Raw genomic sequence first — 18,833 nt, 5'->3', positions numbered from 1 at the left:
AAAGCAGCACAGGCCGCCGGAAAATCCCGGCGGCCTGTGCTCTTGAGAGCGATCGGTTCAGAACATATCAGCGGCTGCTGTGTTTGCCGCCACTGCCGTCGTCGCCCTCCATGTCGATATGTTCCTTCCTGACGTCCTCGGTCACCGTAGCCTCTTCGGTTACGGTTTCCGTGTCCAGCCGGACGCGCTCCACGGGCACGGTTTCCTTTTCCACCACCGTCTCCTCGGCGTGGAGGGTCACTTCGTGCTCTTCCTCGCTGATGGCCGGCCCGTCCATTGCCGAGCCGCGGTTGGCGTCCGTAATGGGTTCCCGCGTAAGCCGGGCTTCTTCATGGCTGACCGGCACCGTCTTGGTCACGTTCTCCGTGGTGACGTATTTGCGCAGACGTGCCCGGCCGGACTCCCGGCTCTGCTTGCCCACATGGAGCTGCTCTTCGGACCGGGTCATGGCGTCGTCCGTGGTGGGGCCGGACGTGTCATGGCCCACCTGACCGCTCGAAGACCGGGAGGTTCCGGAGCTGCTGCTGTCCGTCAGCCCGGAGGTTCCCGAGCCACTCGACCTTCCGCTGCCGGAGCCGGAGCCTGAACCGCCCGAGCTGCCGGAGCCGCTGCCGGAGCCGGATACTCCACTGCCCGATCCGGAGGTGCCGGATCCGGAAACACCGGTTCCGGAGCCGGCGGAGGTTCCCGATCTGCTCGAGGTGCCAATGGAGTAGTAGCTGTACAGCTCATCCTGCTCTTCGTCGCTGAGATGCCCGTCCTTCTCCACCCGGGGGGCGTCTTTCACCATCTCCTTGGAGTACGGCACCCGCACAACGGATCCGTCCACTGTGGCTTCTGCCAGCGGAACAAACGTCTCCTTGGACCCGAAGAGCCCGGTCTTGGTGGTTACCCATGCCGGCTGACCCGTCTCGTCATCAAGATAGATGTCTCCTGCCGAGCCGATCTTCTCTCCGTGGGTTCCTTCCACAGTGCCGTGGTTCATAATGCTGTCGATCTGCTCACTGGTGATCACGTTTTGCTCCTGTTTCTGCGCCGATCGGGCGCATGGTGCTGCGTTGGATATTTCGTCCCCCACTTACCCCCAGGTACTTCCGCTTTCTCAGTTCCCGAGCCCGGCCTTGTCCACGCGGCGGTGGAAGCGCATGCCGCCCAGTCCGCCCAGGATGGCACCGACCAGTGCAACGGCTGCAGCCACAACGGCCGCAATAATCGTCGATGCCGTTGCGTTGTCACCGAACATCGGGAGTCCGTTGACTTGTACCAGGATGTCGAACTGGTCGCCTGCAATCGCCGCGAGGATGGCGGCCACAATGGCAATCACCACCGCCCAGACCCAGACCGCAATTCCCTGCTTCATCCCGTTGAACCGGGCCATCCGTCCCGCCACGTATCCGCCGCAGTAATAGGCCACGAACAGGATCACCAGCAGGATGATCGTCCCGGTGACCGTAATGGCTGTGGCATCCGGACTGTCGTCATTCAGCAGCACCGCCGCGCCGAAGGCGGTTGCCAGGGCGCTCAGCAGCACGGTGGTGCCGATGGCTGTCAGCCAGCCGAAAAACGCGGAGCCGATTTTGACTCCGCCAAAGGAGGCTTTCTCCCGCTCGACTACGCGCCGGCGGCTGGTGTCATCTTCCACGGGGTCTCCGCGCCGGTTATCCGGTGCCGGATCCAGGTCCCCCTGATGCCGGCCCTGGTCGGCCGCCTTTCGTCCCTGATCCCCTGCGTGGTCCCCTGCTGCGCTTGCGCTAGTACTCATGACCGCGTCCTTTGCCGTAGGAGCAGCCGGGAGTGTCCCGGCTTAGCTTCACGTTAGACGGAACAGGGGTAAATAAACAGGTCACTTACTATGTACTCCCCTTGACAGTCCGGCCTCGGGAATTGTTCTGCCCCCACATCGGTTGTAACCACCAATACATCGTCAAGATTCATCTAGGAGAAATCATGACAACCCAGCTCGAATCGACTTCCCCGGCCCTCACGGACTGGATCCCGGCCAAGCAGTTCATCGGCGGCCAGTGGCGCGACGGCCGTTCGGACAAGACCCTCACGGATACCAACCCCTTTGACGGTTCGCAGCTGATGACCATGCAGCAGGCTTCCCGCGAGGACCTCAACGACGCGTACGCCGCCGCCGAGGAAGCCCAGAAGGATTGGGCAGCCAGGACCCCGAATGAGCGCCGGACCGTTATCGCCCGTGCTGCAGAGATCTTCGAGGAACGCCGCGACGAGATCATTGCCTGGCTCAACGCCGAATCCGGCAGCACCATGCTGAAGGCCAACATTGAGGTGGCTTCCGCAGCGTCCATCACCCGTGAGGCAGCCACCTTCCCGCACCGGGTGCACGGCAAGATCATGGACTCGGACACGCCGAACAAGGAACTGCGCGTCTACCGCGCACCGCTGGGCGTCGTCGGCGTCATCAGCCCCTGGAACTTCCCGCTGCACCTCTCCCAGCGCTCCGTTGCTCCGGCACTGGCGCTCGGTAACGCCGTCGTGCTGAAGCCCGCCAGCGACACCCCGGTCACGGGTGCCCTCATCATCGCCAAGATCTTCGAAGAGGCCGGCCTGCCCGCGGGCGTGCTGAACGCCGTCGTCGGCGCCGGTTCCGAAATCGGGGATGCCTTCGTGGAGCACCCGACCCCGCGGATGATCTCCTTCACCGGCTCCACCCCCGTGGGCAAGAACATCGGCGCCCTGGCTGCCACCGGCGCCACGCTGAAGTACACGGCGCTTGAGCTCGGCGGCAACAGCCCGTTTGTGGTCCTTGCCGACGCCGACGTCGACCAGGCAGTCCGCGCCGCCGCCATGGGCAAGTTCCTGCACCAGGGACAGATCTGCATGGCTGTAAACCGGATCATCGTCGAAGACGCCGTCTATGACGAGTTCGTGGAGAAGTTCACCGCCCACGTCAAGACGCTGAACGCCGGCGATCCGACCGACCCGAAGAACGTGGTGGGCCCGATCATCAACGCCAAGCAGCTCGAAGGCCTGAAGACCAAGATCGAGACCGCGAAGTCCGAAGGCGCCCGCCTGCTGCTCGAAGGAACCATCAACGGTCAGGTCCTGACCCCCACCGTCTTCGCCGACGTCACCAAGGACATGGAACTGGCCCGCGAGGAGATCTTCGGCCCGATCGCCGGGATCATGCGCGCCACGGATGCCGAGGATGCGCTGGCCCTGGCCAATGACACCGATCTGGGCCTCTCCAGCGCCGTGTTCACCTCCAACCTGGAGGAGGGCGTGAAGTTCGCCCGCCGCATCAAGGCCGGCATGACGCACGTCAACGACTTCCCGGTCCAGGACGAGGCGCACATTGCCTTCGGCGGCGAGAAGAACTCCGGCCTCGGCCGGTTCAACGGCGAGTGGGCCATCGATGAATTCACCACGGACCACACCATCAGCGTCCAGCACGCCCCGCGTGAATACCCGTTCTAATCCGGTAACGGACACCAGCGGCTAAACGACGACGGCGGCCCCGCACCATTGTGTGCGGGGCCGCCGTCGTTAACGCCCGGGGCCGGAGAAGCTACTCGCCGAAGCGGGCCACCAAGCGCCCCAGGACCTGGTTGTTCTTCAGCCGCTCCAAGCCCTCGCCAATCTGGTCGAAGGTGATTTCCTCGTAGCCGGGGGTGATCTCGCCGCGGAGCATCAGGTCAAAGACCTCTTCAATATCGGCCACGGTACCGCCCAGCGACCCTTCAATGGTCTTGCCCAGAATGGAGGTAGTCACGATGGTGAACGTCTGCTTGCCCAGCCCAACCTGGACTACCTTGCCGCCGCGCTTGATCGCGTTTACGGCTTTCTGCGTGGTATCGAAACCGGCGTAGTCGACAACCAGGTCGAAGTCGCCGCCCCTCCGCGGATCGGTCACCCATTCCGCAGCGTCCTTGACGCAGGAAACCGCACCAACTTCCCGTGCCGCCGGCCAGGCCTCTTCCTTCATCTCGGCCACGTGCACCTCGGCACCGGCCAGGACCGCAGCGCGGGCGCCGATCTGCCCCAGGCCGCCGAAGCCGATGACGCCGACCTTCATACCCTTCTTCGCTCCGCCGGCCTTAATCATGGCGTGGTAGGAAGTCATGCCCGCATCCGTGGCCAGGGCGGCCAGGGAGATGTCCAGGCCGTCCGGAACGCGTGCCAGGTCGCGGTAATCCGCAGCCAGCTTGTCCGCGAAACCGCCCGGGGTGAACATGCCGAGGGGAGGCTGGACACCGGCGGAATTCACGCCCACCACGTCACCCACCTTGAAGCCGGTGACGTCCGGGCCCAGGGCCGTGATGACGCCGGCGTTCTCATGTCCCTGCGTCATCGGCAGGAACGGCATGGCTGAGTCCCCCACCTCCATGTACATCACGTCTGAGTGGCACAGGCCCGCAGCCTTCACATCGATAAGAACCTGGGTGGGACCGGGAACCGGCTCCTCAACCTCGTTCAGCTGGATCGGCTGCTGCTTGCCCATATACTGCCAGGCTTTCATCGGATGCCTTCCTGTTCTGTGCGGACTCTGCACGGGTGCTGTACCGACCGCAAAGCACTGAACCCTGCGGATGCCCTTCCGGGAGCACGCTCGAATCGAACGTACCCGCTTTCAGCTTATTGCCGGCCGGTTTCTTCTCCGGCTAGGGGCTCACCATCGGCACAGCCGAACGGCCGGCGTCGTCCGTGCCTGCTGCCCGGCCCCGGCGGGGACCGGACTCAGCAGCGGATGCAGCCGCTGCCAGCAGTGCGGCAGCAATATCGTCCGCGTCCTGCAGGGTTCGTGAGCCCTCACTGGCGGGAGCGCCGGCCTCGGCGGCAATGGCCGTTCCCCACTGGACGGAGGACAGCTGCAGCCCCAGGACAAACAGGTTCTTCACCGGTTCGCCGCTGACGCCCACGGCCCGGTAGGGCGGCAGCGTGACGTCCAGGCCGGGCGTCAGGACCGGGGTTCCGTCTGCGGACATCATGACCTTCGGGCGGGCCAGCCCGTCCCGGATGAGCCCGGCCAGCAGCGGGGAGACCGTACGGTCCACCCGGTTGGGCGGCATCATGGCCTCCATCAGGGTGGATGCCGCATACTCAGTTCCGACCCACGGGGAGGACGCGGTGAACACGCCGCGGGCCTCATCCACGTCAAACCGGGGATCCGGGCCGACAAAATGCACCAGCCCGGCACGGACCAACGCGGCGAGCTGCTCAATGCGCTCCGGCGGCGGACCGCTGGCCAGTCCTTCCACCAACGGCTCAAACCAGCCCCGCAGCTCGGTGAGCCAGGATGCCTCGACCAGGCCGCCGTCGGCCACCACTGCTTTCAGCACGCTGCGCCCGGCGTTCAGGGCGCCGATGAGCATCTTCAGGGGATCGTCCTCCCCGGCTGCGGATCCGGCGGCGTCCCCTTCCAGATAGGCCAGCACGGCGTTGTCCGCCTCGTTCGCTCCCTTGAACGGACGGCGGCCCAGCGGCTGGGCAAGGGCTTCAAGGTTGGTGCGGCGGTGGGACGGAACACAGCTGTCCAGCACCGCCTCCTTCGCCGCATCCCATTCCGGACCGGGAAGATTCAGCGCAGCGTCCAGCCGGTCAAGGAACTCCGCGGCGGAGCCGTTCAGCTCCTCCGGGGCAACCCGTGCCAGCGTGCTGTAGTACGCCCAGACGGCGTCCCGGTGCATCAGCGGCCACAGGTCGTGGTCGAAGCCGGGCTGCGTGCCGTCCGCACGGAAGGCGAGCGCCGCCTCGCGGGTCAACCAGCGCAGATGGATGCCGCGGGGAACGTAGGAGTCCAGCTTGGCCTTGGCCCGGTAGGGGGTACCGCGGCGGGAAGCGGCAATCAGCTGCGGTTCACGGCCGGACGGTTCATAGCGCAGGGCACGGCCGGCGGCCTGTCCGGTGGACACGTATCGTCCGCCGCGGCCGACGGTGGCCGCAGCCATCACGTCGAAAAAGTTCAGGCCCAGCCCCCGCACCAGCACGGGCTCTCCGGCCGGCAGCCGGGAAAAGTCGACGTCGGCCGGCACGGCGGGCGGAAGGTAGGTCAGGCCGTGGCGTTCGGCAGCGTCCTGCAGCCGCGCCTGTTCCGGGGAAAGCAGGGCCGGCAGGTGTCCCAGGGCCAGCACCGCCGCCTCCGCCGCCAGAACCTGCTGACCCTCGAGTTCAATGACCAGTCGGCCGTCCGCTTCGCGGGAGATTCCCAGTGCTTCGGTGCGGCGGTGCACCAGCTCCACGCCGTCGTCGGCAGCGGTTTTCCGCAGCTGCTCGTAGGTCCATTCCAGATACCGCCCGTACAGCGGACGGCTGGGGAAATCCGCCGGACCCAGGGATGCCAGCTCCCGGCGGTCGCCGTCGGAAAGGCCCTCCGCGGCACGGGTACCGGCGACCATCAGTTCCCGCCACTGGTTGAAGGAGAGCCCTGCGGGCGAGGGCAGCAAATCCCGGACGGTGTCCCCGGCCGGAACCACTGTGGGAAACAGGGCCGGAGTGTTCATCAGGAACAGCCGGGACTGATTGGTCCGCCAGACGTGTCCCGGTCCCGGGGTGAACGGATCAATCAGTTCAATGCGCAGCGGCAGGAGCTGCGCGGAAGCACGCCGATTGGTAAGCAACCGGTCCACTACGGAGAGGCCGCGGGGTCCTGCGCCTATGACGGCTACCCGGAAACTCTGCGTGTGATCCATGCGTCTAGGATATCCGGGCGCCGGGCCCCACACGTTCTGCGCTGTCCGGCCGCGCAGAAACGGGGGCGGCACGGCCGGTCGCTAGGATGGGCGGATGACATCCTCGAACCTCGGCGCTGCCGATTCCGTCCCTACCGACGAGTTCCTCTGGCTGGAGGACATTTACGGAGACAAGCAGCTGGATTGGGTGCGCTCCGAGAACGCGGTGACCGAGGACCTGCTCTCGCGCACCGGCTTTGAGCAGACCGAGGAGCGGCTGCTGGAGGTGCTGGATTCCACGGACCGGATCCCCATGGTCGGCAAGCGCGGGGAGCATTACTACAATTTCTGGCGCGACGCCGAACACCCCAAGGGCCTGTGGCGCCGCACCAGCTGGGAAAGCTACACGGCGGAGGACACCGAGTGGGAGATCCTGCTCGATCTGGATGAATTCGGCGCCGCGGAGGGCACCGAGTGGGTCTGGGGCGGGTCCATGTTCCTGCGTCCCGCGGACGGCGCCTCCTACCGACGGGCCCTGGTGGCCCTCTCCCCCGACGGCGGCGACGCGGCCCGCTTCCGGGAGTTCGACGTCGTCGACGGCGCTTTTGTTCCCGGCGGGTTCGACATTCCCGCAGCCAAGAGCCGGATCAGCTGGGCCGGTGAGGACAGCCTGTATGTCGGCACGGATTTCGGTCCGGGGTCCATGACCACTTCGTCCTACCCGCGCACCAGCCGCATCCTGCGCCGCGGCCAGCAGCTGGCGGACGCCGCACCGTATTTTGAGGTGCCCGAAGACCACATGATGGCCGTGGTGCAGCGGGACCAGACGCCGGGCTTCGAACGGGACCTGGCCGTGGACATCATCGATTTCTACAACACCCGCACCTTCCTGCGCGAAGGCGGCGACTGGGTGCAGCTGGACGTTCCGCTGGATGTGAACGTGGATCTGCACCGGGAATGGCTGCTGCTGCGTCCGCGCACGGACTGGGAGCTCGACGGCGCCGTCCACCCGGCTGGTTCGCTGCTGGCCGCGCCGCTGGCTGACTTCCTGTCCGGGAACCGTACCGTCCGCCGCCTCTTCACCCCGGATGCGGCAACGTCGCTGCAGTCCTGGAGCTGGACGCGGGACCGGCTGCTGCTGAACCTGCTTCGCGATGTCAGCTCCGAGATCCGGGTGCTTACTCCGGAGGACGGCTGGCGTTCCGAGGTCCTGGATGCCTGCCCGCCGCTGCACTCGGTGGACGCGTATGCCGTGGATGACGAGGATGAAAAAGCGGGCAACGACTACTGGCTGATCAGCACCGGCTTCCTCACTCCCTCCACGCTGTCCCGCGGCACCCTGGCCGGCCCCGGGGGCGGCGAAGGCACCCCCGGGGTGGCAGTAAAAACCTCCCCGGCGTTCTTCGACACCAGCGGACTCACCGTGGAACAGCACTTCGCCGTGTCTGCGGACGGCACCAGGGTCCCGTACTTCCAGGTGGCGCCGCAGGATCTGGTGCTCGACGGCGGCAACCCCACCCTGCTCAACGGCTACGGCGGGTTCGAGGCGTCCCTGACCCCTGCCTACAGCGGCGTGGTGGGCCGCGGCTGGCTGGAGCGGCGCACCACGGACGCCGACGGCGTCGAGCGGCGTGGCGTGTACGTTCTGGCCAACATCCGCGGCGGCGGCGAGTACGGACCGGAATGGCACCGCGCCGCCCTGCAGGAAAACCGGCACCGGGCATATGAGGACTTCGCTGCCGTGGCCGAGGATTTGGTGTCCCGCGGCGTCACGTCCCGGGAACATCTTGGCTGCACCGGCCGCAGCAACGGCGGCCTGCTGGTGGGCAACATGCTCACCACGTATCCGCACCTGTTCGGCGCCGTGTCCTGCGGGGTGCCGCTGCTGGACATGCGCCGCTACACCAAGCTGTCCGCCGGGTATTCCTGGATTGCCGAATACGGCGATCCGGATGATCCGCAGCAGTGGGAGTTCGTGCAGACGTTCTCGCCGTATCACCTGATTAAGGAAGATGTTTCCTATCCGCCCACGCTGATCTGGACCGCCACCAGTGATGACCGGGTGGGCCCGGTGCAGGCCCGCAAGATGGCTGCACGGATGAAGGCCATGGGTGCGGACAAGGTCTGGTTCCATGAGGCCCTGGAGGGCGGCCACGCCGGTGCGGCGGACAACCGGCAATCGGCCCGGATGCACGCCATGTCCTACGAATTCCTGTGGGAAGCGCTCACCGGAGGGCTCGGCTGAGGCGTTTTGCTGAAACCGGCAGGTTGCCGGTAGTCTTGTCAGGCTGGCAGCGGAAGCTGCAAGCCATGCTGACAGTGCGAGCTGAAAAGTATGTTGGAGACGTGCCAGAGCGGCCGAATGGGCTTCACTGCTAATGAAGTGTGGGCCTAAAGCCCACCGGGAGTTCAAATCTCCCCGTCTCCGCCACTAGTCCCCCGGTTTTCCGGGGGACTTTTTGCGTCTATACCCCAAACTGCCCGTTTCTGTCCCCCGGGTGCCTGCACGGACGGGATTCCGCGGTCCGGTAGATTCGCCTTCGTGACTTCCAACCGCATCCTGCTCACCGGTCCCCGCCTGCAGCTGCGGGATTTCACGCCCGACGACGTCGGGGCCGTGCATGCGTTTGCCTCCGATCCGCTGGTTACCCAGTGGTCCACGTGGGGCCCCAACACCCTGGCCCAGACACAGGACTTCATCGACGACGCCGCGGCCGAACCCGGCAGGCCCGGCCGGACGCGGTTCACGCTGGCCGTGGTGGTCCGGGACCGGGTGGTGGGTTCCGCGGCGGTGTGGACCACCAGTGCGGCCGACCGCAACGGAGAACTGGGTTACACCCTGGACCGCGGCGTCTGGGGCCAGGGAATGGCGACCGAATCCGCAGCGCTCCTGCTGGACCTGGCCTTCGGGCCGATGGGCCTGGCCCGCGTGGAAGCCACCTGCCATCCGGAGAATGCCGGTTCGGTCCGGGTGCTGGAAAAGAACGGCTTTGTCTTCGAGGGCCGGCTGCGGGAACACCGGGTGGTGGACGGCCACCGGCGCGATTCCCTGTTGTTCTCCGCCCTACGTTCGGACCGCAGTTCTTCCGGCCGGTTGCCGGCACACCGGGAGCTTTTGGACCGGGTGCCGGATAGGCTGGCAGCCGACTCACCAGCTTCCCTACCGTGAAGGAAAAATCCATGGAAATGCGATTGCTCGGCAACAGCGGAACCTCGGTCAGCAACTATGCGCTGGGCACCATGACGTTCGGCAACGAATCCGATGAGCACGTCTCCCATGCGCTCCTGGACGACTACGTCCGTGCCGGGGGAAATTTCGTGGACACGGCGGACGTCTACACCTCCGGTGCGTCGGAGGAAATCATCGGACGCTGGCTGCACGCACATCCCACGGAGGCCGCCGACGTCGTTCTTGCCACCAAGGGACGCTTCCCGATGGGCTCCGGAGCGAATGATCTCGGCACCTCCCGGCGGCATTTGCGCCGTGCCCTGGACGATTCCCTGACCCGGCTGGGCGTGGACCACGTGGACCTGTACCAGCTGCATGCCTGGGACCCGTGCACTCCCCTGGAGGAGAGCCTGGGGTTCCTCAATGACGCGGTCACGGCGGGGAAGATCAGCTACTACGGGCTGTCCAACTTCACCGGCTGGCAGCTGACCAAGGCCGTGTATGTGGCGCGCGGGCATGGCTGGGCGCTGCCGGTCACCCTGCAGCCGCAGTACAACCTGCTGGAGCGGGAAATTGAATCCGAGATTGTTCCGGCAGCGCTCGACGCCGGACTGAGGCTCCTGCCCTGGTCACCGCTCGCGGGCGGCTGGCTGACGGGTAAATATGACCGTGAGACCGTGCCTGCGGGCAATACCCGGGTGGGCGACAACCCCACACGGCAGTTCCAGGGCTGGGACCTGCGCAGCCACAACGAGCGGACCTGGCACATCCTGGACGAGCTGCGGACTGTGGCTTCTGCCCACTCGGCCACCCCTGCGCAGGTGGCGCTGGCGTGGCTCGCGGACCGTCCGGGGGTGACCTCGGTGATCCTCGGGGCGCGGACCACGGACCAGCTGGCGGACAACCTGGGTGCCGCGTCCCTGGTGCTCACCGACGAGGAAAAGCAGCGTCTGGCCGAGCTGAGTGCCCCGCAGGTCGGCAACTATCCGTACGGGCCGGACGGGCGGAACCAGCGGGCGCGCCTGCTCGAGGGCGGCCGGACGGGGCGGTAGCTCCGGGCGCGAAAAGGCCGGACCGATACCGGTCCGGCCTTTTTGATCCGACGAGGTTTAGGTCGATTAGGGCTTGTAAAAGTCCTCGGGCCGCAGCTCCTGCGCCCACTTACTGATTTCTTCCTCCCGGACCGCGTCCGATTCGGTCTTTTCGGGTGCCGGTTTGGTGGTCTCCGCCGGAGAATCGTTATCCGGAACGGGGCGCACGTAGGGCTGCGGGTGCGCCGCCAGGTTGGTGATTGCTGCACCCGAGGCGCGGATTCCGGCGCCGGTGAACATGGCGTAGAGCTTCAGCGCTTTCACGGGCTGCCCCTGGCCGAGGGCCGCGTAGATCTGCCGGTGCTGGTCGGCGCTGAGCAGGGACGCGGCGTCCCTGGCGGCCTGGGGCGAAGTACCGGTTTCAACGGACGCGGGACGGGTCCGTGCCGGGCGGCTCGGGCGGCTGGCGGCGGGCTTGGTGCCGGCACTGGAACCAGCGGAACCCGCGGCGGCCTTGCTGCCGGCGTCGGGCTTCGGACTGGCGGCGCGGCGCTTCTCGATCCTGCCCCAAAGCGCGCTCACAACAGCGATGGATAAGACGAAGAGGATAATAACCGCGAGCTCCATACCTCGATCCTAGCTTCGCTTTCGGCACGGCCTAAAACGGCCGGTATATTGACGTTCAGCCCAACGACGCCCAATCAACGGAGATGCCATGACGTCCAGCGCCACCACCCTGCCCTCGCTGCGTTCCCTGTGTGTCGAAATCCATGCCGGCGTGGCGGAGGTCCAGCTTCTGGGACCGTCCAAGGGCAACGCAATGGGACCGGATTTCTGGACCGAGCTTCCCAGCGTGTTCGAGGCGCTTAGCGACGACGACGCCGTCCGGTCCGTCCTGATTTACGGCTCGGGCGGAAACTTCAGCTACGGCCTGGACCTACCCGCCATGGCTCCGGTTTTCGCACCGCTTCTCGGTGCAGGCGGTATGGATGCAAAGCTGCGCGAGGGTTTCCGCCGGCAGATCAAGGCACTCCAGGATTCGGTCAGCTCGCTGGCAAGGTGTGCCAAGCCGGTGATTGCTGCAGTCGACGGATGGTGCATCGGCGGTGCCATTGATGTGATTGCAGCGGCCGATATCCGCATTTCCTCCCCGAAGGCACGGTTCAGCGTCCGCGAGGTCAAAGTGGCCATCGTGGCGGATCTGGGGTCCCTGCAGCGCCTTCCGTCCATCATCGGCGAGGGCGCCACCCGGCAACTGGCTCTCACGGGCGAGGACTTCGACGCCGCCCGGGCCCTCTCCCTGGGGCTCGTCACGGAGGTGGCCGACGACGTCGTCGCACGCGGCCGCGAACTCGCTGCCTCCGTGGCTGCCAATCCCCCGCTGGTAGTCCAGGGGGTCAAGCAGGTGATGAACCGCCGGACGCAGAACTCGGTCCAGGACGGCCTGGATTACGTGCAGGTCTGGAACTCGGCGTTCCTTGCCAGCCGCGACTTCGGGGAGGCGACGGCGGCGTTTGCCGAGCGGCGCCCTCCGGTCTACCGCGGGGAATAGCCCGGTTCTTCGTGTCTGGCAGCGTTTGAGACGCAGGACTGCCGACGCTGTCTGCGGCAAGATATGTCTTCCCGGCACCAGCTGACCGGACCAAGTAGCGGTGCCAGAAAGACGGGTATTTTTGCTTTTCGGGAGGGCTGTTTTTGGTCTGTTTTCGGGCCGGAAATGTCAGTGCCGGGTGAAATCCTGAGGGTATGGATCAGCTCGGGAACACCGAACCGACAACCGAAGAACAGGATCGTGACGACCAGCAACCCACGGGCTCCGCTGGCGAAACGGATGCTCCGCGCACGCCCTGCACGCTGGCGGTGTATCGGGCGGTTCCGGATGTCAGTGGCGACGCTGGCGACGGTGGCGAGGGTACGGACTCCGCCGACGACAGCAAGGCCGGTACTGCCACGTCCACGGACACCGACACCCGCACCGGAGATGCCTCCACCGATCCCGCCGCAACGCCGCCAGCCACCCTCTTTGATGTACCCATTCCGAGTCCCGATCCCGCCTCAGATCCCATCCCGGGGCCGGAAGCAGGAACCCCATCTGCCGGCCCTAGCCCAACGGCTTCAGCCGCCGAACCCGGACGCGTTCCAGAGGACACCACGGGCTCGCCGGTCGCTGAACCTGCCGAACCCGCTGAGCCTGCGGAACCCTCCACAAGTGCCACCGGTGCTGATGGTGATGGTTTTCCGGACGGTTTCACCGGGGTGCTGGCAATGGCGAACCTGGAGTCCTTCGACGAACACGCCACCGGCGAGGTGTTGGCCCGCCTGTCGCATTTGGTGCGGTGGACGCAGGCCCAGCAGGCCCGGGCGATCAACCATATGGAGGAACTCTTCCGGAACAATCTGTCGTCTACCTGGGGGAAGGAAGGTCCGGGGCTCGCGTTCAGCCTGGCCGCCTCCGAATGCGCCGCGATCCTGAACGTTCCGCAGACCACCGCCCAAGGCATGATGGTCGAAGCCGGCAGGCTCTGCAGCACCCACACCGCCACGCTCACCGGACTGGAAGAAGGACGCTTCTCCTATGCGCACGCGCAGGTGGTCCTGGACCAGTGCGAGAACATACCCTCCGCGGAACTTCCCGGGTTCGAGGCCGAACTGCTCGCCAAAGCCGAAGGCATAACCCGGGCACAGTTCTGCGCCAAAGCCCGCCGGCTGCGGGAGAAAACCTATCCCGAGACCATTCCCGAACGGCACCGGACAGCGTTCGAGAAACGCAAGGTGGTCCTGGAACGCGACGAGGACGGCATGTCTTGGCTCTCCGCCCATCTGCGGGCCGAGCATGCCCAGCAGATCTACACGGCACTGTGCACCTCAGCCCGTGGTGAGCAGGCTGACGGGGACCCGCGGACAGCCGACCAACTGCGGGCAGACATCCTGACCCAACTGCTCATGGGCGGCCTCGGTTCACCCCGTGCCGGCGGTTCCAACGGCGGGACCGCTTCCGCCGGCAGGCCCACCGATGCCAGTGACACGGAACCGGATGAGCCGTCCGGGTCCATGGGTGTTCTGCCGCGGGCGGAGATCATGGTGCTGATCAACGCCGAAACGTTGTTCGGTGCCGACGAACAGCCTGCCGAACTGCACGGTTACGGGCCGATCAGCGCCGACGCCGCCCGCAGACTCGCACGCAACGCCGCCCACTGGACCGGACTCGCCCAAGACCCAACCACCGGAGAGATCCTCGGGGTCGGACGCCGCCGGAAAGTCCCCGCCGGACTCGCCCGATGGCTCAGAGCCCGGGACGGAACCTGCCGGTTCCCCGGCTGCAGGGTCAACACCGCCGTCACGGAAATCGACCACACCACCGACTGGGCGAAAGGCGGGGACACCGAACACGGCAACCTGGAACACCTCTGCCGCCGGCACCACCGGTTCAAGACCCTGGGATTCTGGAAAGCCACCCAACCCAGACCCGGAGTGATGGAGTGGACGTCCCCGACGGGACGGGTCTACCGTACCGAACCGTTCCTGGAACTGGGCAACACCCCAAAGAACGGGACCCCGGAGGAAGAAGCACCCCCGTTCTAGCCGGTCTCGCAGGCGGCCCGTGCAGGCCCAACCGGCGGCGAGGTATGCCAGGCCGGTCGGGCCGGGTATGCCGGTCGGGCCGGGTATGCCGGGCCGTTCCCGCAGGCCCATTACCGCCCTCTGCGCACAGGCCATCGTCCTCTGCCTTCTGCCTTCTGCTCATCGCCCACCGCCCACTGCCCACTGCTCACTGCTCACTGCTCACTGCTCACATCGGATGATGCCTCTTGGCCGGGCCGCTGCCGAGCTGCACTGCCACAGCCAGTGCACCCACAGCGACTAGAACAGGGATCAGCATTGCTCCCGGAAAGACCGGAACAAATGCCAAAGCCAGCGCACATGCCAGAGCGGTGATACCCATGGCAGCCGTCCGAACGTCTCTGGTCCGAACAGCCAACAGGATCAGAGCCGCACCGAAGACCGGGCTGAAGACCAGACCCGGAAGAAAAGGAATGCAGAAAACAGCCAGTCCGGCGAGGGCGGCCATAGCCCCGCGTTGCTGTCGAATACCGACCTGCTTTTCCGTCCGAGCTGTGAAAAACCATGCAGCGAGAAGCAGCAGGGCCGCGACTATTCCTGCACCGAAGCTCACCAACTGGGAGCCAACCCAGTTCTCCGGAAGGAAGGTCAGCCTCCCGGGATCCGCAAGAAACCAGGCCACCAAGCCGCCAACGCCTGTCGCAACTAGAAGCCACCGTGTCGCTACCCCATCCAGGAAATGCCCGCCATCAGCGCGCATCGTTTCGGCATGCCTGCTTTCCTGCCACATGTCTGCTCCCCGATCGCTGGGTGTCTCACCGTGCGCGGCAATCCCAGTACCCGGCTGGTGGCCTAGCCCTGAACGGCGGTTCCGGGAAATGTAGCATGGCCACCCCCGCAAGCCCTCCTCGTGTTTACGCCGGCGGACTGTGGAAATAGGGTCATCCTGCGACGAACCTCGAACACAACCGCCGCACCGGGCAGACGGACGCTCGGGCCGGACGGAGACCTGTTCGTCCATCCAAACGCCCGCATATCTGTCGGCGGTCCAGGCCTCCGGCTGAAGGGACGTGCTACGAAGTTTCGTCCTGTGCAGGAGAACGGCGCTCTCTAATATCTGACCCGCCCGGAAGGACGACAGCCCTCACCGGGTACCGAGAAGAGGCAGGCATCATGGGTTACATCCCCGTCGGCACTGAAAACAGCACCACCATCCACCTCTACTACGAAGACCAGGGCACCGGCCAGCCGGTAGTACTGGTTCACGGCTACCCATTGGACGGGCACAGCTGGGAGCGTCAGACCCGTGAGCTGCTCGCGGCCGGCTACCGCGTCATTACCTATGACCGCCGAGGGTTCGGCCAGTCAAGCAAGGCCGGATCGGGGTATGACTACAACACCTTTGCCGCAGACCTGAAAATTGTGCTGGAAACCCTGGACCTGCATGACGCCATCCTCGTCGGCTTCTCCATGGGCACGGGAGAGCTGGCACGCTACGTCGGACGGCACGGTCATGAACGGATCGCCAAGCTGGCGTTCCTCGCTTCGCTGGAACCTTTTCTGGTGAACCGGAACGACAACCCCGATGGCGTTCCCCAGGAGGTCTTCGATGGCATCGAAGCGGCCGCAAGGGAAGACCGCTTCGCCTGGTACACGAACTTCTATTCCGACTTCTACAACCTTAAAGACAACCTCGGCACCAGGGTCAGCCAAGAAGTAGTGACGGCCAACTGGAACACGGCCACCGCGAGCGCACCCGTGGCCGCTTACGCCGTGGTCCCGGCATGGCTCGAAGACTTCCGTGCCGACGTCGACGCCGTCCGTGAAAGCGGAAAGCCTGTGCTGATCATGCACGGCACTGCAGACAACATCCTGCCGATCGACGCCACCGCCCGCCGCTTCCGCAAGCTGGTCCCGGACGCGGACTACGTTGAGGTCGACGGCGCACCCCACGGCATGCTGTGGACCCACGCCGCGGAGATCAACGAAGCACTGCTGGGCTTCGCCGCCAAATAGCGCTTCACACGGCCGGTAGCCGCAACAGGTCAAGCCGGGTCCGGGAACGCGCAGCCGGGAGGCACAGAAACGGGACGGGCACAGAAGCGGGACGGGCACAGAAGCGGGACGGGCACAGGCCCGTCCCGCTTTCCTTGCACAACCTGCGGCACCGGAGGCTCCTGCGGTACCTGCGGCACCGGAGGCACCGTAAGCACCTGGGGCACCTCGGGCATCAGTAGTCAGACGCCCTTAACCAGACGCCCGCAGCCCGGACTCTAAATTTCCAGCTCCCCCGTCAGGCCTTCAACGCCAGGACGAACGGCAGCACTGCTTCCGCCCCGGCCTCGCGCAGCACCCGGCCTGCTTCCGTGAGGGTCCACCGGCTGTCCGCAAAGTCATCCACCAGCAGCACCGGCCCGGGGTTGGCAGCAAACCAGGCAGCACCTTCGGGCGGAACGGCAAACTGGTCCCAGACGGACGCCAGCCGGAAGGCACTGTTGCCGCCGGGACCGCCAACGGGTCCGCCGTGCGGCAGCTGCAGCGCCCCCAGATAGGGAATCCGGCCCAGGTCGGACAACCCGCGGGCAAGGGAATCCACCAGCTGCGGCCGGGACCGGGACGGGACGGACACAATGGCCACCGGACGTTCGGCCCAGCCCCACTGCGCCAGAACCTGCACACAGCCTTGTAGCAGTGCCGGATTCACGGGCATGTCTCCGGCGCCGGACGCGAAAATTTCCCGCAGCCTGCCGCCCCAGCCCAGGTCCGTCAACCGGGCCAGAGCACGCCCGCCGGAGACGGCACGGTCCGGCTTGATCTTGCCCTTGACCGGAACCCCCAGCCGGTCCATGCCCGAGGGATACATGCCGCGCGGATCCACTTCCACGCCCACCTTGTCCAGCGCCCGGGCCGCGTTGTCGGAAGCCTCGGACGCGACGTCGTCGCCAAACCAGCGGCCGGCACAGTTATCGCAGCGTCCGCAGGGGGCGGCCGCAGGATCATCGAGCTGCTGGGACAGGAACTGCATGCGGCAGCCGGAGGTGCTCTCGTAATCGAGCATGGCCTGCTGTTCCTTCACCCGGGCAGCGGCAATCCGTTCATAGCGTTCCCTGTCGTAATGCCACGGCTGTCCGGTGCCCCGCCAGCCGCCGGACACCTTCTCCACGGCACCGTCCACGGAAAGGACCTTCAGGAGCAGTTCCAGCGGCGAGCGCTTGAGGTTGACCCGGGTCTCCAGCACACCGACCGACAGGACCTCGCCGGAGGCAAGCTCGGAGAGCACCGCGGTGGCCGGACCTTCCTCCGGCATGGAGGACGTGGCGAAGTACTGCCAGATGTCGCGGTCCTCCGCCCCCGGAAGCAGCAGCACATCGGCATTGGGCGTGCCGCGGCCGGCACGGCCCACCTGCTGGTAATAGGCCACAGGTGAGGAAGGAGCCCCCAAATGGATCACGAACCCCAGATCGGGTTTGTCGAAGCCCATGCCCAGTGCGCTGGTGGCCACCAGTGCCTTGACGCGGTTCTCCTTCAGCGCAGCTTCGGCCTCTTCGCGGTCCGCAGGGTCCGTACGCCCGGTGTAGGCGAGGACCGGGTGCCCTGCCTTCTGCAGCAGCCGGGCCGTATCTTCGGCGCCGGACACCGTCAGAGCGTAGATGATCCCGCTGCCAGGCAGCTCATCCAGGTGCGTCAGCAGCCACGCCAGGCGTGCCTTGGGGGTGGGCAGGCGGAGAACACCGAGCCGCAGGGACTTGCGGGCCAGCGGACCGCGGATGGTGAAAACGTCCTCTCCTCCGGCGGCGAGCTGTTCCTCAATGTCCTTGACCACACGGCTGTTGGCCGTGGCGGTGGTCGCCAGCACCGGCACCGTGGAAGGCAGCTGCTCAATCAGGTTTCGGATCCGGCGGTAATCCGGCCGGAAGTCGTGGCCCCAGTCGGAGATGCAGTGTGCCTCGTCAATCACCAGCAGCCCGGAGCGGCGGATCAGTTCCGGCAGGTGCTGTTCCCGGAACCCGGGGTTGTTCAGCCGTTCCGGGGACACCAGCAGCACATCCACCTGGTCGGCCTCCAGCTTGGCGGAAATGTCCTGCCATTCCAGCTGGTTGGCGGAGTTGATGGCTTCGGCACGGACCCCTGCCCGGCCGGCGGCTGCGACCTGGTCCCGCATCAGTGCCAGCAGCGGGGAGACAATCAGAGTGGGACCGGCTCCTCGGGCACGCAGCAGCAGGCTGGCAACGAAGTACACCGCTGACTTGCCCCAGCCGGTGCGCTGGACCACCAGCGCCCGCCGGCCGCCGGACACCAGCGCCTCAATGGCTTCGAACTGGTCCTGGTGGAACTCGGCAGAGTCATTGCCCACCAGCGCCCTCAGCAGCTCCACGGCCTCGCCGTGCAGCGCGGCGGTGGTGTCAGATGCGGTAGTCGAAGCTGTGCCTGGCATTTCAG

Annotated in this window: 14 protein-coding genes and 1 tRNA gene; 8 read left to right on the top strand and 7 right to left on the bottom strand. The window is 66.1% G+C overall.

The features are described 5' to 3' along the window. Positions 1–67 precede the first annotated feature (67 nt). Together GD627_RS15495 and GD627_RS15490 are read right to left on the bottom strand one after the other, a co-directional pair. Positions 68–1,015, bottom strand: a complete 948-nt coding sequence (locus GD627_RS15495; protein ID WP_152273276.1) for a DUF2382 domain-containing protein — start codon at positions 1,013–1,015, stop codon at positions 68–70. Between the two features lie 87 nt (positions 1,016–1,102). Next, the gene (locus tag GD627_RS15490) at positions 1,103–1,762 is read right to left on the bottom strand and encodes a hypothetical protein (RefSeq protein ID WP_152273275.1); all 660 of its coding nucleotides are present in this window, start codon (positions 1,760–1,762) and stop codon (positions 1,103–1,105) included. A 185-nt stretch (positions 1,763–1,947) separates the two neighbouring features. Here GD627_RS15490 and GD627_RS15485 point away from each other — a divergent pair, with 185 nt between their 5' ends. Beyond that, positions 1,948–3,441, top strand: coding sequence for an aldehyde dehydrogenase family protein (locus GD627_RS15485; protein ID WP_152273274.1), 1,494 nt, complete (start codon positions 1,948–1,950; stop codon positions 3,439–3,441). Between the two features lie 91 nt (positions 3,442–3,532). Here the strand turns inward: GD627_RS15485 and GD627_RS15480 are convergent, their stop codons facing one another. Together GD627_RS15480 and GD627_RS15475 are read right to left on the bottom strand one after the other, a co-directional pair. Further along, positions 3,533–4,483 (bottom strand): zinc-binding dehydrogenase, encoded by a 951-nt coding sequence (locus GD627_RS15480; RefSeq protein WP_152273273.1) that lies wholly within the window; start codon positions 4,481–4,483, stop codon positions 3,533–3,535. A 142-nt stretch (positions 4,484–4,625) separates the two neighbouring features. Further along, the gene (locus tag GD627_RS15475) at positions 4,626–6,653 is read right to left on the bottom strand and encodes an FAD/NAD(P)-binding protein (protein WP_152273272.1); all 2,028 of its coding nucleotides are present in this window, start codon (positions 6,651–6,653) and stop codon (positions 4,626–4,628) included. Positions 6,654–6,747: 94 nt separating this feature from the next. Here GD627_RS15475 and GD627_RS15470 point away from each other — a divergent pair, with 94 nt between their 5' ends. The 4 genes from GD627_RS15470 (at position 6,748) to GD627_RS15455 (ending at position 10,853) form a co-directional block, all read left to right on the top strand. After that, the gene (locus GD627_RS15470) at positions 6,748–8,877 is read left to right on the top strand and encodes a prolyl oligopeptidase family serine peptidase (RefSeq protein WP_152273271.1); all 2,130 of its coding nucleotides are present in this window, start codon (positions 6,748–6,750) and stop codon (positions 8,875–8,877) included. 95 nt (positions 8,878–8,972) lie between these two features. Then, a tRNA-Ser gene (locus GD627_RS15465) sits at positions 8,973–9,063 on the top strand. A gap of 111 nt (positions 9,064–9,174) precedes the next feature. Continuing rightward, positions 9,175–9,801, top strand: a complete 627-nt coding sequence (locus tag GD627_RS15460; protein WP_246165558.1) for a GNAT family N-acetyltransferase — start codon at positions 9,175–9,177, stop codon at positions 9,799–9,801. 11 nt (positions 9,802–9,812) lie between these two features. Continuing rightward, the gene (locus tag GD627_RS15455; RefSeq protein ID WP_152273270.1) at positions 9,813–10,853 is read left to right on the top strand and encodes an aldo/keto reductase; all 1,041 of its coding nucleotides are present in this window, start codon (positions 9,813–9,815) and stop codon (positions 10,851–10,853) included. A gap of 66 nt (positions 10,854–10,919) precedes the next feature. On the opposite strand, the gene GD627_RS15450 is transcribed toward GD627_RS15455, so the two are convergent. Beyond that, a complete protein-coding gene (locus tag GD627_RS15450; RefSeq protein WP_152273269.1) occupies positions 10,920–11,459 on the bottom strand; it encodes a hypothetical protein in 540 nt (179 codons plus the stop codon). 88 nt (positions 11,460–11,547) lie between these two features. Here GD627_RS15450 and GD627_RS15445 point away from each other — a divergent pair, with 88 nt between their 5' ends. Both GD627_RS15445 and GD627_RS15440 read left to right on the top strand, forming a co-directional pair. Further along, positions 11,548–12,384, top strand: coding sequence for a crotonase/enoyl-CoA hydratase family protein (locus tag GD627_RS15445; protein WP_152273268.1), 837 nt, complete (start codon positions 11,548–11,550; stop codon positions 12,382–12,384). A 194-nt stretch (positions 12,385–12,578) separates the two neighbouring features. After that, a complete protein-coding gene (locus GD627_RS15440; protein WP_152273267.1) occupies positions 12,579–14,414 on the top strand; it encodes an HNH endonuclease signature motif containing protein in 1,836 nt (611 codons plus the stop codon). Positions 14,415–14,622: 208 nt separating this feature from the next. On the opposite strand, the gene GD627_RS15435 is transcribed toward GD627_RS15440, so the two are convergent. Further along, complete coding sequence (locus GD627_RS15435) at positions 14,623–15,183, bottom strand: hypothetical protein (RefSeq protein ID WP_152273266.1); 561 nt, start codon at positions 15,181–15,183, stop codon at positions 14,623–14,625. Between the two features lie 383 nt (positions 15,184–15,566). Between GD627_RS15435 and GD627_RS15430 the strand changes: the two genes are divergently transcribed. Beyond that, a complete protein-coding gene (locus tag GD627_RS15430; protein WP_152273265.1) occupies positions 15,567–16,409 on the top strand; it encodes an alpha/beta fold hydrolase in 843 nt (280 codons plus the stop codon). 277 nt (positions 16,410–16,686) lie between these two features. On the opposite strand, the gene GD627_RS15420 is transcribed toward GD627_RS15430, so the two are convergent. Beyond that, positions 16,687–18,828: a RecQ family ATP-dependent DNA helicase gene (locus tag GD627_RS15420; RefSeq protein WP_246165570.1), complete on the bottom strand. Its 2,142-nt coding sequence runs from the start codon at positions 18,826–18,828 to the stop codon at positions 16,687–16,689. Between the last annotated feature and the right edge of the window lie 5 nt (positions 18,829–18,833).

This window comes from Arthrobacter yangruifuii (assembly GCF_009192775.1).
GTDB classification, from domain to species: Bacteria; Actinomycetota; Actinomycetes; order Actinomycetales; family Micrococcaceae; genus Arthrobacter_B; species Arthrobacter_B yangruifuii.
Note: the sequence above shows the minus strand (reverse complement) of the source record. Positions and strands in the feature narration are given on the sequence as shown.